The organism is Colidextribacter sp. OB.20 (assembly GCF_009911595.1).
Classification (GTDB): domain Bacteria; phylum Bacillota; class Clostridia; order Oscillospirales; family Oscillospiraceae; genus Lawsonibacter.
The window spans coordinates 1-14,157 of record NZ_QWKG01000087.1; the positions used below are offsets into that span (position 1 = coordinate 1).

Annotated in this window: 15 protein-coding genes; 2 read left to right on the forward strand and 13 right to left on the reverse strand. The window is 47.6% G+C overall.

The features are described from left to right. On the forward strand, nt 1-377 hold a 377-nt coding region (locus tag D1641_RS17095), incomplete at its 5' end, for an IS3 family transposase (RefSeq protein WP_160667873.1). Nucleotides 378-784: 407 nt separating this feature from the next. On the opposite strand, the gene D1641_RS17100 is transcribed toward D1641_RS17095, so the two are convergent. Genes D1641_RS17100 through D1641_RS17115 form a run of 4 tightly spaced genes read right to left on the reverse strand, consistent with a single transcriptional unit; the run spans nt 785 to nt 7,326 of the window. Further along, the gene (locus D1641_RS17100; protein ID WP_160667874.1) at nt 785-1,990 is read right to left on the reverse strand and encodes a Wadjet anti-phage system protein JetD domain-containing protein; all 1,206 of its coding nucleotides are present in this window, start codon (nt 1,988-1,990) and stop codon (nt 785-787) included. Continuing rightward, the gene (locus D1641_RS17105) at nt 1,987-5,313 is read right to left on the reverse strand and encodes an SbcC/MukB-like Walker B domain-containing protein (protein WP_160667875.1); all 3,327 of its coding nucleotides are present in this window, start codon (nt 5,311-5,313) and stop codon (nt 1,987-1,989) included. Before D1641_RS17105 ends, D1641_RS17100 begins: the two co-directional genes overlap by 4 nt. Then, nucleotides 5,306-5,899: a DUF4194 domain-containing protein gene (locus D1641_RS17110; protein ID WP_160667877.1), complete on the reverse strand. Its 594-nt coding sequence runs from the start codon at nt 5,897-5,899 to the stop codon at nt 5,306-5,308. Before D1641_RS17110 ends, D1641_RS17105 begins: the two co-directional genes overlap by 8 nt. A gap of 5 nt (nt 5,900-5,904) precedes the next feature. Continuing rightward, nucleotides 5,905-7,326 (reverse strand): Wadjet anti-phage system protein JetA family protein, encoded by a 1,422-nt coding sequence (locus D1641_RS17115; protein ID WP_160667880.1) that lies wholly within the window; start codon nt 7,324-7,326, stop codon nt 5,905-5,907. A gap of 74 nt (nt 7,327-7,400) precedes the next feature. Between D1641_RS17115 and D1641_RS17120 the strand changes: the two genes are divergently transcribed. Continuing rightward, nucleotides 7,401-7,586: a hypothetical protein gene (locus D1641_RS17120; RefSeq protein WP_160667882.1), complete on the forward strand. Its 186-nt coding sequence runs from the start codon at nt 7,401-7,403 to the stop codon at nt 7,584-7,586. A 51-nt stretch (nt 7,587-7,637) separates the two neighbouring features. On the opposite strand, the gene D1641_RS17125 is transcribed toward D1641_RS17120, so the two are convergent. The 9 genes from D1641_RS17125 to D1641_RS17155 form a co-directional block, all read right to left on the reverse strand. Further along, complete coding sequence (locus D1641_RS17125) at nt 7,638-9,566, reverse strand: DEAD/DEAH box helicase (protein WP_347707465.1); 1,929 nt, start codon at nt 9,564-9,566, stop codon at nt 7,638-7,640. Between the two features lie 6 nt (nt 9,567-9,572). Continuing rightward, complete coding sequence (locus D1641_RS19585; protein ID WP_243149457.1) at nt 9,573-9,908, reverse strand: hypothetical protein; 336 nt, start codon at nt 9,906-9,908, stop codon at nt 9,573-9,575. Between the two features lie 10 nt (nt 9,909-9,918). Further along, nucleotides 9,919-10,239 (reverse strand): nucleoside triphosphate pyrophosphohydrolase, encoded by a 321-nt coding sequence (locus D1641_RS17130; protein WP_160667884.1) that lies wholly within the window; start codon nt 10,237-10,239, stop codon nt 9,919-9,921. Nucleotides 10,240-10,411: 172 nt separating this feature from the next. Continuing rightward, complete coding sequence (locus D1641_RS19590) at nt 10,412-10,639, reverse strand: type I restriction endonuclease (RefSeq protein WP_243149458.1); 228 nt, start codon at nt 10,637-10,639, stop codon at nt 10,412-10,414. Next, a complete protein-coding gene (locus D1641_RS19595) occupies nt 10,636-10,824 on the reverse strand; it encodes a hypothetical protein (RefSeq protein WP_243149459.1) in 189 nt (62 codons plus the stop codon). The genes D1641_RS19590 and D1641_RS19595 overlap by 4 nt, the downstream gene beginning before the upstream one ends. Nucleotides 10,825-10,840: 16 nt before the next feature. After that, the gene (locus D1641_RS17140; protein WP_160667886.1) at nt 10,841-11,683 is read right to left on the reverse strand and encodes an FRG domain-containing protein; all 843 of its coding nucleotides are present in this window, start codon (nt 11,681-11,683) and stop codon (nt 10,841-10,843) included. A 47-nt stretch (nt 11,684-11,730) separates the two neighbouring features. After that, nucleotides 11,731-12,570, reverse strand: coding sequence for a hypothetical protein (locus D1641_RS17145; RefSeq protein ID WP_160667888.1), 840 nt, complete (start codon nt 12,568-12,570; stop codon nt 11,731-11,733). Nucleotides 12,571-12,573: 3 nt separating this feature from the next. Then, complete coding sequence (locus D1641_RS17150; protein WP_160667890.1) at nt 12,574-13,569, reverse strand: restriction endonuclease subunit S; 996 nt, start codon at nt 13,567-13,569, stop codon at nt 12,574-12,576. Nucleotides 13,570-13,698: 129 nt separating this feature from the next. Beyond that, nucleotides 13,699-14,007 (reverse strand): hypothetical protein, encoded by a 309-nt coding sequence (locus D1641_RS17155; protein ID WP_160667892.1) that lies wholly within the window; start codon nt 14,005-14,007, stop codon nt 13,699-13,701. Between the last annotated feature and the right edge of the window lie 150 nt (nt 14,008-14,157).

The window sequence follows — 14,157 nt, forward strand, 5'->3', positions numbered from 1 at the left end:
TTAACAGACTTCTTAAGCAGCACAGGATTTCCCTCAGCACAGAGACGCTGATCCACAGCGATCAGGGCTGCCATTATACAAGCTGCCGCTTTATCCAGATCGTAAAGGATGCCCAACTTCGCCAGTCAATGTCTCGAAGAGGAAACTGCTGGGATAACGCACCCCAAGAGAGTTTTTTCGGACATATGAAAGATGAGATCGACCTTTCAAAATGCAGCTGTTTTTCTGAGGTTAAAGCGGTCATTGATGACTGGATCAACTATTATAACAATGATCGTTACCAATGGCAGCTCGCAAAACTGTCTCCAAACGAGTATTACGAATATATTGTGACTGGACAATATCCCTTACAGTTGAACCCCTCTGGCGAAATCTGAAATAGGCACAATTCCATTTTACCCCGCCGGCCTTGACAAACTGCCGCCAGACTGTTGAAAAAATTGCGGCGAGGGCACTGACGGGGTCAGATCAAGTGTCTATTGGTATCCTCGTTCGCAACAGTATAACAGTCTGACAGCAGCTTTTCAAGGCAACCTGCTTCGCAGGCGGCTGACTGCTGCAACACTTAAATTGTTGGCTCAGGCCCCAGGCAAGGTCAGTTTGTTCTGGGGCTAAAAAGTATCATCCAACATCAATCTCAAATCTTACGTAAAATATTTTGTCCTTGACTAAGGGGACACTTTACATGAAAATGGCCTTGGTTATGCGTATTAAGTGATAGCATAACACATAGTTAATACGTATTGTTGGGATCATTGGTTAAACTATAAAATAGCAATCAGTTTTATTCCTTGCGAAGCAGACGCAATGCCTGACGTGACTCCTGTTCCGCCTTACAATCATGCTGCTCCATGTATGTGAGGATATCCTGGTAAGGAGCAAGCTGGGGAATATGCAGTATCTTTCGATCAGAAACATTCAGCGGCCTTACCAGGTGATAGGATTCAAATTCTTTGAGTGTCTCCAAATCCATTTCTAATGGCGAAAAGGGGATTCCTGTTTTTTTCTTCAGATTTTCAAGAATGACAAATCCATATACATCAATATCCCCTTTATGGAAATATCCTTTGTCACGGTTACCGGCATAAATCAGTTTCAGCAAATCTGTTCGGATCGAATTATGAAAACCGCCTAAATAGATAATAGCGTTCTGGCATACAGGTTCATCGTGATAAGTTGTCAGATTTTCCACTGTAATTAGCGAGGTCCCCTCAATGGATACATTACGGACAGCTGGGACCGCCATGGACGGAAGCGAGATACCTCCAGGAATTTTTTCCAGGTGGATTTCCTGTCCATTGATATTGATGTGCAAAAAGCCTTTGAACATGACATAAGTAGGGTTATTTACAAGGTTGAAGGTGCTGAGAGCTGTGTGTTTGGTCAGTTCCTGTCCCCCGTATGTGCATAGGATCGACTCGACAGAGCCTTGAATTTTCTGGAAACGCTTAGAATCCGCAAAGATTGCGTTGGAAAAGTTGCGCACATAAGTCTCAGATCTTAACTTCATTAGTGCGGACAGCGCAAGCAGGACATCCTCCAGCTTCTGCAGCTGGTCCCCAATCCCATGCCCAACAGGCTTATTTTTGTGGAGCTGTTCAATCTGTGCTGTCCGAAACCGCTCCAAAATTTCGCTGTTTCCAGTTTCCCAGCCGTTCAACTTTTCCAACATGATCTGGCGCGTTTCCCCCAGAACTGCACGCCCGGTCAATTGATAGCACAGATCGATCGTTTCGATACGGAAACGCAATTTTACGTATTGTCCCCGCTTATCTTTATCTCCTTGCAAAATCCCGCGTTGACGGAGATACTCAATCGCCTCGTTGATTTCCTGATATGCGCCTTCATTATAGGGATCAGTATACTCCGGAAATGCTTTTTCAACAGAAAGAAAAATGCCCTGATGCTTTTTGCTGTCCGCAGTGCAAAACAGCCCCCTCTGTTCATAGGCGTCAATGAGTCGATTTAAAATAACAGGTGTATAGTTCATTCAAAGTCCTCTTCCTCATAGATTCTTTCAAAGGGGGCCAGGATGGCCCGCGTTCCGGTCTTGATAATCGAATAGGTCGCGTCACAGTAGGGGAAGATCGCGCTGCATTTTTCAACGGTAGAAATCAGAATCAACTGGAGCTTTGCTGCTGCAAACATTTTCATCATTGGCTTGATCCGGTCGCTGGTCATGTTGTTAAATGCTTCATCCAACAGGACCAAACGGATACTGTTGGGACTCTGCCGGTAAATCTGGAGCAGAGAGGCACAGATCGCCACATAAAACGGCGCTTGATTTTCACCGCCGCTGCTGTCGCCCATCACCTGGGAGAGGGGGGCCTTCATTCCGGTCACAATGTTTTCGATCACAATGTCATAATCCAAAAAGGTGCGGTAGTCCACATATTTGGATATTTGGTCGCTGACTGCTTTTTTTCCGGTGGAGCGGTCTTGTGCGGCCTGATTGACGTCCGCCATGATCCTTGCCATCAGCTCGTCCACTTGCAATTCATAGGCGGGCGTGTTCATCGCCGCCTGAGTGAACAGGCTGTCCTCTTCTGTGATTTGAACATTGTTTTTATCCATGATGATCTGGTAAAAGGCCGCAAGCTCTTTATTCTTAGGTTCGTTGATCACAAAATGATACTTCTCGTCTCCGTAGGACAGTTCGGACATGACCCGGTCCATATCCTTGAACTGCATTTTCGCATTCTTGATATCATCCTTCATGCGAAACAGAATTTCCTTCCGGAACCGCTCCTTACAGCGCACCTGGGCCTTCCTCAGATTTTCCAGGAACCGCTCCAGTTCCACCGATACCAACGATTCATAAATATCCTGATAGACGGGAAGTCCCTCCAGGCCAGTCTGGTAATCAACGGTATAAGCTGCATTATACTTCTGCTGAAGCGGCTGAAGTTCATTGATAATGTAGCGATCCCTTTGGTTGATACACTGTGTGCGGTAATTGATCTGGTAGCGTTCGATTTCAGCCGGTGCCCTTGTCTGAACAGCTTCTGTATACCGTTTTGCTATTTCTTCGGTCAATTCCGGATGCTCCAATTGAAACCGGTCACATTCGCCCTTTGACCCATCCAAATCCATCATATTCTGCGTAATTGCTTTTTGGGCTTCTGTAACAATCTGCTTCTGCTTCCAAACGCGCTCCTTCAGTGCGTCTATTTGCCTCTCAACCGCATCCCGAACTTCCTCACAGGCTTTGCAGCGGTCAAACAAAGCGGCCAGCAGCGGATTTGTCTCATATACTCTCAGCTTTTCCCGAATATCGTTCAGTTTTTCGTTCAACTCTGAAACCTTTTGCCGGGCATCCAAACTGCTGCTGAGACGGGACGAGTGCTTTTCATAGACAAACTTACGATATATGTTCTCAAAATTCCTGAGCTGTTTGAAGTGCAGTCCCAGTTCCATCTGTCTTTTCCCATTTTCTTTCAGCTGCGCTTCCAGATACGCAATGCGCTGTTTCCGTGCGTCTATACCGATATAGAGCGTGGGCTTCCGCATACGCTGCAGGCGGTAGCCCTGGTGGCGCAACAGGTCGCGGGTAACGCTGCGGGAAAAATCCTCCAGTTCAGAAGCTGCTTCACAGCAGACGATCCCGTTCAGCAGATAATTGATATACTGCTTTGCAGCATGATTCTCGCTTTCGACTTTGTAAGCGAGCATATTTGTTTCAGGCGGAGACCATCTTTGACTGTCCCGCATCAAAGACGGTGTATCCACCAGAGAGACGTCGCCGACTTTTTCACCCAGGCCGGTGAACACCTGTTTTGCCGCCTGATAATGGGATGGAGAAACAATAATATCAAACCGCCGGAAGCCCAGCGCCGCTTCCGCGCACTCCTGCCAACTGATGTCCTCCATATAGAGTACCTCGCTGAATATTTTTGCGTCGCACTCCATGCCGCGTTTTTGAAACTCCGCGTTGATGGCCTCACGCAGCAGTTCAGACTCCTTAGGATACACCATTTTTCCTTCCCGCAGTTTTTTCAGTTCCCCTTTATCCTTGGAGATTGCAGCGTCAGCGGCATCCATTTCTTTGCGGCAGAGGTAGAGCGCGTTGGTACTCTCTTCCTCCAGTTCGGCCAGGGCCGCGTTAAGATACTCCAAGACCTCCGCCTGACGTTCCTGGGGCAGAGCAGCAAATTCATCAGGCTGGAAATTGATTTTGGTTTTCAACTCCGCGGACTCTATTCGGGAGAGGAGCACGCTCAGCTGTCCGAAACTTTCATCCCATTCGCTCTTCCGCCTCGCTTGTTCCCGATATTGCCTGGAAAGCTCCTTTTCCTGCTCCCGATAGAACTTAGTGGCCTGAACCTCCGGGTCCTCGTCACGGTGCTGAATTGCCTGACTCAGTGCGTCCTGCGCCTGCTGCTGCCGCTCCCGAAGGGACTCCAGCTCCGGTTCCATCTGTTCCAGGGCGAGGTTTGCCGTCTCTGCCTGCTTCTGATATTCCTCCTCCTGAGTCAGATTTTTCTTCCACCGGGCATACAAAATAAACCCCTCATTGATTTCTACCTGTGTCTGATAATCGAGAGCCTGTTTTCCGCTTTCCACGATTTTTTCAAGGTTCTGCACCCTTTGCTGCGCTTCCTGCAGCATCTCCTCAAATCGCTCCAGCTCCCTCATATCGCTTTGAAGGGCCTCTACATGAATTTTGGGTTCCGGAAGGATGTACGCATAAATGAATGTACGGATATCCGAGATGTCTTTCAAGGAAGTTCCCATGTGGAACACTTCGTTGAATTTCTTTCCCAGGCTGGACTCCGAATCACCGATCCCCAAAATACGGCATATGTACTTTTTGGCATCCTTTTGACTTACAGGGGCACGCATCCCGTGGCTGGAGGCCTTGAAAACCTCCTTTTTGGATGGCCGCCGGTTTTGGTCCACAAACAGAAGGTCTTCCAGCCGTGTGCCGGGCTTTGTAATAAACCAGTCCTGAGAAACGTGACGAAGCTCCTCCGCCGGGCTTTCCGACTCGACCCGAACCGAAATCACAAACGTCGTATCTTTTTCATGGTCCATAAACTCCACGCCTACATAGGAAACCGTATGTCCAGGACGAAGATATATGTTTTCACCCCGCTGTTTCCCGTGAACGGACCCCTGAAGCGTCCTCGTGCTCTTGCGGTTTCCGGCGGCGTTAAAGTCCTTGTTGGTAGTAAGACAATAGCGGACGGCGTCCATAATGGTGGTCTTGCCCACTGCATTTACCCCGATAAGATAGGTTACCATACGAAATGGGATGCAGTCGTCCTGAAAATTGTGCCAGTTGATCAGGCGAAGGCGTGTCATTTCAATCATCAGACAATTCCTCCGCGGCAGGATTTAAACCAGCCCGCTCATATTGCAGTAGGTACTCCCTGGTCTGTGTATACGCCTTTGTGATTGTCTGTTCCGGCAGCGCAAGCATAATGGACAATAGGACTTGAATACGGGCAGAAGGATGTTCCAGCCGATCAATGGCAATCGCTAAATTGTACTTTTTGAATGTGCGCAGGGCAGTCTCCAAGGTGCGGCGATCCAGCTTCCTGGACAGATTCAGCTTATTATATTCCGCCTCCACCTCTTCCACCGTTACCGTCACCAGCTGTTCGCTGGCGGATAAGGTTTCGCGCTTTTCCACATAGAGCAGCCGGAGGATCAGCAGCAAAATGGTCTCATATTTCTGAAATTCCACACGGCCCCACTCGTGGAGATTGACCAGCTGTGCCACCCGCAGCGTGCGGTTGATGACGATAGAATATCCCAAGGGGCGGAATATTGTCTGCAATTCCTCTTCGTTATTGGTAATCAAGTAGTATTTTTCTCTGGTGGAATCCAAATTTCCAATTACAAAGCAATGGTTCAGCAAATAATTTGCCAGTTCCTCCCGCAGCTCACTCCTCATTTGTACTACCCTCTTTTCGTGACAGTAAAATCCTGAAAGCGCAGTCCGTGACATTCTACAAAATTGGGTCTCATAACCACATCAAAGGTTCGTTCCGCAGAGGCTGAGTATGTATGCAGGCCGATGATTTTTACAATATCCTCTGTTTTTTGGTATTGTTCTGCCAACTCCCGGGCAGAAACAGCCTGACGCCGCTTCAGGACAGTATGGGCAAAACGATTTACATTTTCCGCCGTGACCGCGTTCCTCGCATACTGCAACAGCTGTGCTTGATGCGCTACAACAGCCTGTGCGTCCACTTCTCCCAGCTCCGGCAATTCTTCAATCGGTGTGGGTGTTCTGGGCTGGACAGGAGGTTTTAGAGACTTTGTGTCAAAATACCCCTGCGGATACATTCGGAACAGCGATGTGAGGATCTCGTCCTCTGTACGGTAAAAGTCCTCCGGATCCTCAATCGTTTCAGCACAGTAGCGCAGGATACGATTGATTTTACTTTTGACTGTTCCATCAGACAGAAGCAAAAATTGAGCCCTCTGGACGGCACGGGTACGGTACAGGATGTGGCGCTCATCAATCACCTTCATAATCTCTCCCATTTCCCGCAGGTCTTCCTCCAATTTAAAGACAAGCTGGCTGATGGCAAGATTTGCGTCCTCGTCGGACACCTGCTCCACCAGAGCAAAGTCCTGGATCAAGGCTTCCAGACAATCTGTCCGACACAATTCAAGCTGCTCCATCAGCTCAGAGCGATAGTAGAAGAGATTGTCATTGGTTTTGAAGCGATGATAGGCGCCTACGACAATCTTTTCCTCATAAGAATCAAACAGATTTAAGACTTCTTCCGGTGTCTTTCCGCGAGTCAGTTCATCCATATAAGTTCCGATGGAGGCCGCCAGTTGCCGCAGCGATGCGTTCAACTCGTCCAAGTCGCCGGATACCTCACGCAGGATGTTTTCATAAGGGCTCTCCTCCTCAGAAATACTCTGAAGCAGCTTGTAAACTTTGAAAAGTTTGCCCTTATAAGTAATCATTTGCGGCGAGACAATATCATGGAATGAACGTATAATGGGAACGATCCTGTGATTGACTACAATTTGAGTCTCCTCCTCGTAGCCGCCTTCACGCTCCTCCAGCCAACCGGTATCTTTTAACCGGCGCAGGAATGTAGAGGCATAAAAACGCGGAGATTGGGAAGCAGGCTCCTCTGCTCTGAAATCGCTCAAATCATCCGGGTCGAACGGGATTTTCTGATTCAATCCGGCAAAATATTCTTCCAGCCAATCTAAAACCATTGTTTTCGATTCCCCGTAGCTTGGGCTTCGTTTGCACCGCTGCCAAATCAGAGTAATGATATCTATATATTCACGGCGGTTAATCCCTGTCAACGGTTTGAAAAAGTCCCATGGAATAATATCAAAAAGTTGCAAAACGCACCTCCATTCTGAAAATCCGTCGAATTTCTTCCACATCATAGGTTAAAATGATGTGGAGAGGTGGTACTATGCTCAGCAATAAACGCAAACGAGACTTAGAGGATATGTTTTTTCTAGATGATACCCCGCCTGACCGCTTAGATGAAGAAGAATTAGACTACTGGGCAATGCTTTCCCAACAGTGGAACCAGGCTTTGTCAGATATATATCAAAAAATATCACAGCAGGATAACTTGCGTGATAAGACTCAATGATACCAAAATCATAATAGGATATAAATATAGGCCCATATTTACTCTTTTCTGCTATTTACCGAATCTTTGATAATATATTTTCAACTTTTCATCGCAGATTTTTTCAATTTCTGCTTTTTCCTCTTTGCTCAGCCGTTTCCACACCGACTCATCCACCTGGATGATGCCCAATGTCTTGGTGTGCCGGAGCATCTGCATATCCTCGAACCGCTTGAAAGGGTTGGCCAGGATATTCCTCTCCGCCTCCTTATCGGTGTAACCGCCTTTGGCAAAGATACTGTTTTTCTTCTCCACTGTCAGTCCTGCGGAGCGGCGGCCCTCATAGTAGGTTTTGAAGTAGCTAACGATGTCCTCCAGTTTAATTCGCCCCCGCTCGTCAGCGTACAGCAGGATGGCCTTGATGAGCACCGGCTTGTAGGAGTAGCTCATGTCCATCTGGCGAATCATATCCATGAACATGTCCTTCCGGTTGGAATCGTCGATCAGCGTCCAGCCGTACTGTTGAGCGTACTTTTCCAGCGTCTCCTCCTTGAAATACTTGAAGGTGCGGTGCTCACTCATAGGTACCACCAGGTCAGGAATCAGCTTGCTCTCCCGGACGTACCGCTCGATGGTCTCAGTCTGCACATCCACCCGGCGGACAAATTCCGATTGGGAGATCATGCCCTCGGCCTCTTCCTGCCAGTTAAAAATATCCACCAGCTCATAGTCCGTGGCATCCACCGGCCAGTCGATCAGTGCCTCCGGCTTCTCCCCTTTGGCGTACAGCTCCGCCTCTGCCGCCTTTTGTCCGCCGGGGGCCACAGCCAACTGACCGGGCCGGTACTCCTTCAGCTTGAACAGCCGATGGAGGGACTGGGGCATATTGTATTGGCTGGCGTTGTCCACGAAGTCGAAAACCATCAGGCTTTCCTTGCCCTCGTACAGCCGCATTCCCCTGCCAAGCTGCTGGGTGTAGAGCACCTTGGACATGGTAGGGCGGGCCATGAACAGCACTTCAATCTCCGGGCAGTCCCAGCCCTCATTGAGCAGGTTGCAGGCGCACAGTACCTGAATCTTCCTATTTACAATTTTTTCCCGGAACTCCTTGCGCTCTGATTGTTTCATCCCACTGGAGACGGAAGCTGCCCGGATACCGGCCTCCCGAAACAGCTCCGAAATCTGCTGGGCGTGCTTCACCGAGGCGCAGAACACCACCGTGCGCTTATCCCGGACATACTGGAGCCAGGTATCCACAATGAGTCGGTTGCGCTCTGGCACATAGATCTTGCTCTCCAGGTCCCGGATGTTGTACTGCACGCTGTTGAACCGCACTTTGGTCAGATCAATGTTGGTGTGAATGCGGATGCAGCGAATGGGCACCAGTTCGCCGATCTCTACGGCAGTCCGGATGTCCAGCTTGTGGGCGGTATTTTTGAAAATGTCCAGGATCACCTTGTTGTCGTCCGTCCGCTCCGGGGTAGCGGTCAGCCCAAGAGTAAAGGCGGGCTTAAAATAAGACAGTACCTTTTGGTATGTATCCGCCGCTGCGTGGTGGGCCTCGTCCACAATAAGGTAGTCAAAATCGTCATCCCGGAAGCTTTCCAGGTGGAGCGCCACGCTCTGCACACTGCCGCAGACCACGTGGGCGTTGGGCTGCTTCATGCTCTCCATATAGCGGCCCACAGTGACGCTGGGCCACAACTTCCGAAAAGTCCCCGTGGCCTGGTTGACCAGTTCCTGAGTATGGGCCAGGAACAGTACTCGACCTCCACACCGCTTGGCGTCCATGACGGCGGTCACTGTCTTTCCGGTTCCGGTGGCATGGTACAGCAGGGCAATGGTCTCGCTGTTGGAGCGCATCTTTTCTAACGACTTCAACGCCGCGATCTGGTGCTCCTTCAGCTCCAGGTTAGCCCCATCCAGCGCCTTACCTCTCTGTGTGGGCAGGTAGTCCTCAATTTCCTTGAACTGTGGGTGGCTGCCTAGAAAAATGCGCAGCTCGTCTTAGACGCTCTCCGGCTGAATCTGCATCTGCCGCACCGCCCAGCGGTACACGTCCCATCCCAGATAAACCATGCTGTTCTGTTTCAGCAGATCGTCGTAGAACTTCCCGGAGGACACCAGCTGTTTATTGTGAGACGCTTCGTCGTCAATCTCAATGGCCACTCGGCGCAGTCCGTTCTCAAGCACAAAATCGGCATAGCGGCTGTTTTGATAGATATCGTAGAAGTGATATTGGGAATAGAGGTATCCCGCTTTTTCGGCCCCGAAGGTCTCGCTGAACAAGTCAATAAATAGATCCTCCGCCGCGCTGCCGGAGGCGGAATGGTACGCCTGCATCCCGGTCACCTCAGTTCTCCATAACTTCTTTCAGTAGAATTTTCTTCTCAAAGCCGCCCCGCTTGGCAGCTTTGTCCGCCCGAACTCGTTCCAGTTCTTCCAGTGTCCAGCCCCTGGCATTGACTACGGCCCGCATGACCTCCAGCAAATCAGCTAATTCCTCCAGCGATTTGCTTTCCTGATACTCCGCCAGTTCCTCATTCATCTTCATGTCCAGCATCTCCAGATATCGCTCGCCAGACAAAATTTCTGTTTTGCAAGTCTTACCCCCTGCCTCAATAATTTCAGGAATACGGTCACGGACAAGTTTGTTGTATGTTTTAGTCCTCATGCTGCAGCCTCCTCAGAATCTCCACATCCATCAGGCAAAAGTCATACCGTGATATCTCCTTTGATACAATCCAACAAATATCGTTGTGCTCCAGCACTTGAGGCGTACCATCTTGAATCGCCGTACTAAATAGAGTTATCTGTCCGGCGGCGGTAGAGATCACCGTAGATTTTCAACTCCCGGACAGCGAGAAAGTGGTGTTGGCCGGATTTTGGAAGTCTATAACCGCGGCGTATTTTTTCTCCGTTTTGCCGCCGGGTATCTTCGCGGTGACGGAGATGCCGTCCCGAATCAGGAAATATTTTTCTTCGTTGATTTTCAGCAGGGATGCGGTGGATAGGCGGTGCTCCATGAGCCGCTGGGCTTCGTCCAGCTGGGCAGGGGTAAGCCACGGGTTCAAGCGCAGCAGAGCCTCCCGAAAATACCGGGGCAACAGGATTTCTTGTAGCTCTTGCGGCCCAGAGTGTCAGCATCGCCTAACTGCTTGGTGTTGTAGGCATAGACGACCTCCCAGCCCAACTCGTCACGAAACAGGCCGGCGGCGCTCTCTTGAATCAGGACATTTTCGGAGCAGACGTGGCTCATGGCAGTTTACCTCAAATTAATTCCGGCTTGAGTATTTTTGGTTAATGTATCGACCAATTCCATCTATTCCCGGATAAATAAACTTTTCATTGATCCCGCACAAATTTAACTGTTTAAGCAGTTCACGTTTCCGGCTTGCAGGAATGCAAATGTCACATATAAGCCCATATGTTTGATTAGTTACATCTTCATCCACCATAAACTCATTTTGGCTAATAAATTCTGTAAGTGGGCGTCGGTCAGCTCCCCACATCATAAAGATGCTTGATTGCAAATTCATTCGTTCTTCACGATAATGTGGTTTATATATCCATGGCCATTGAATATAATCCGGATTATTATAATGTTGCACACTATAATCCTGATATACTATTTCTTCTGAAACAATTTTAGAAATCATTTGCTTTGATTTTATTGCTAACACCAGCGCCCTTTCAAAAAAGAATTTTCTGTTATATATAGGCTCATTAATTATCCAAACTGCTGCATCTTCCTCAGGGGAGCCAATACAAGCGAAATACAATGCAACCAATGGGTTTTCGGTAAAATCCAACAATCTGGTTGGAACCCCGAAGTGTTGTGCGACTTCAAGCCACGCAGGAATATCCTCAACAGGAATGTCTTTTACGAACCGACAAGCTTCAGAAATAAAGTCATTCAAAATATTGAACTCTAATTGTGAATATTTAGTAGTTGTGTGGCCTGGGGAAACTTCTCTTTCGCGAAAGATACCAGGTAACAATTTGTATTTTTTATGATTACTATGCCCACGATATATAAAATGGGGCGTATAAGTTTGTGTTCCAAATATAGTGTTTTCCTCGGTATAAGTATAGTTCTTTTTTAATTGCTCTATCAAACGTAAATATTCATGAACAGAACAGGCTTCCAGTGTATTTACCTCGTTTATTTATTTTGGATTTTGCTCCACTTCTCCATTAAATAATTCACAAATGTAGAGCAGGATATCAGCATATACTTTGCATCTTCTGCTGGAGCATTTTTGAAATCAATACCCCCATGACGAATACCATTTTCATCGGAAGCGTATCCATACAATGCCAAAAATGCCCTTTCCATTGCACCATGAATATGCACACCATTGTCCGTAAGTTTTTTTATCGCTGCGCCAAGAGTTGCCTGTGCTCCCGTCATACCCGTGATAATGCAGCACATAGCCTCAACTGCACTTATAGACTCTTTAATAGAATTTTCATAGTCTGGATTCTTCCGTTTGGAGTATAGAGATACAGCCTTTGCAATGTGTTGATTAACTGACTCATACTTTGTTTTCATTGCTTTTTTCAATGCGCCCAGCTCATATTTGTTCGTTATAGGCACGATCATTCCATTAACTATTCGATAACCAGCCTTTTCCTCTGTTAAGACCACATTTAACTCTTTTTCAATAAGTTGGCGTTCTGACTTGGTAGGGAATAAGGATACATAAATTTCCACGAAATCATATATCACATACCAATCTGAATCAATGAGGCGGTTTTTGAGTTTTTCAATATTCTTGTTACGGTCAAAATAATCATCTGGATATGTATAACCATATCCGAGTGCATCTAATACTTGTTCAGTCTTTTCGGGTTGAGACCTAAAAGAAAAAACGGAATGGCTTGTCGCATACTCACGGTTATAGAAGATATTCCAAATGCGATTGAATAAGGGCAAATCAACATCAGCCACTTGTATAGGTTTTGTTGGTGCCAGTTGGTTTCTTTCAGAAAAGTGAGACATCTTTCACACCTCAATTTCTCCGCTCATGAGTTTGGGTAGCAGGCGGTCGCGGACCTCAACAAGCAATCCCATCTGAGGGTTCAGAGTAGTTATTTTATCATGTATTTCAGAAAGCATATTTTCTGCCTTGTTCAGAGTTTCTTGGGGAGAAATCAATAGCTGCAACCCCTCAATTACTCCGCGATAAAGTTCTTGCTGATTTGTTGATCCGCGCTCCATACCCATCAAAAAATCCTTCTGGTGTTTTATTGCTTGATAAAAGAAATTTGAATACCGTTCAGTCCTTACAAGGGTAACGTGGGAATCGAATGTTGTATCCGGATATACTCCAAATACCTGCCCTACCCGACCCAGTGTGCCGGTTCCCGTGGAGCAAATAACGGTATCCTTATCCTGCATGTTTAACTCCGGCGCATATTCATTTGATTCTCTTCGTACTTCGTTGATATCCATAATAGATTGATGGATGCACTTTTGGCTGATAACAAGATACTTTCCGCTATTATCGTATTTAGGGGAAACTCCTCTTCTTAAAACGGATGTAACATCTCCAAGGTTTGGCCATTCCCACCCCTCGGGAATATCGTTAACAACAAGCCATTCCTTATACAGCCGTTGGGCCGCTTCTTCAAGCAGTTTGATTTGCTTCTGGTCATTTTCGATGAGGTTGCCGTAGGCAGATAAAATGTCCGCAGTTCTTTTCTGAATCTCAAAAGGCGGTTTGTCAATTAGAACCTCTTTAAGTTTTTGACTGGGCATATGCTTGATTGTTGCGCCAGTAAAGTATTGCCCTAATGCGTCTCTTTTCCCTGACCACAAGAACCAATATCGGTAATCAAGCCCGTCATGTACCCGAACTCTATGTAGCGCCTTTTGAATTTTCATATTTTGGATTTGCTCTTTCCAGATAGCGCACCTACCTGGTTCACCACCTTCACAAACGACCAAATCACCATATCGCAAGCCATACCGCGCCTGCTCATTCTCTTCAAAACGCATTTAGGGCAAATCATCTAAATCAAAGGTTCCCCATCGAATATTTACATTTTAAGGTACGGCTGAAATTTGCCACGGTTCTTTTGCTGATCCAGCATTTTCCACAAATAGGAATCAGTCATGTCTCCCAGTTTAACTTTTTCCCAACTCATAGTCCCATCTCCCCCAATTCCTAGAGATGGCCTCCATCAGCTCATTGGATTCCCTTTGGAGCGTCAACAGTTCCCGGTGAATCGTCCCCACCCGTTGGGCAAAATCCACCCCGTCGTCCTCCGCCGGAGCCACGCTCACATAGGCGCCGGGGATCAATGACCAGCCCTTTTCCTCAATGTCCGCCAGGCTCGTCGCCCTGCACAGTCCCGGAATTTCCCGGTACTCGCCCTCTCCAAACTTCTCATAGAGCCAGACAGCCGCTTTCGCAACGACCAATTTGTGTTCCATTGAGGCAACGCGGGTATCGTATTCCTCTGCAATCCGCTTTTTGTATTTGCGGGGCGCCCTCTCCAAGACAAGTTTTGCCTCGTATAATAAGATTTGCAGATGATTTAGAGTGGATCTGCTTAGTCCACTTTTGGGTCAACAGGCTTAGAG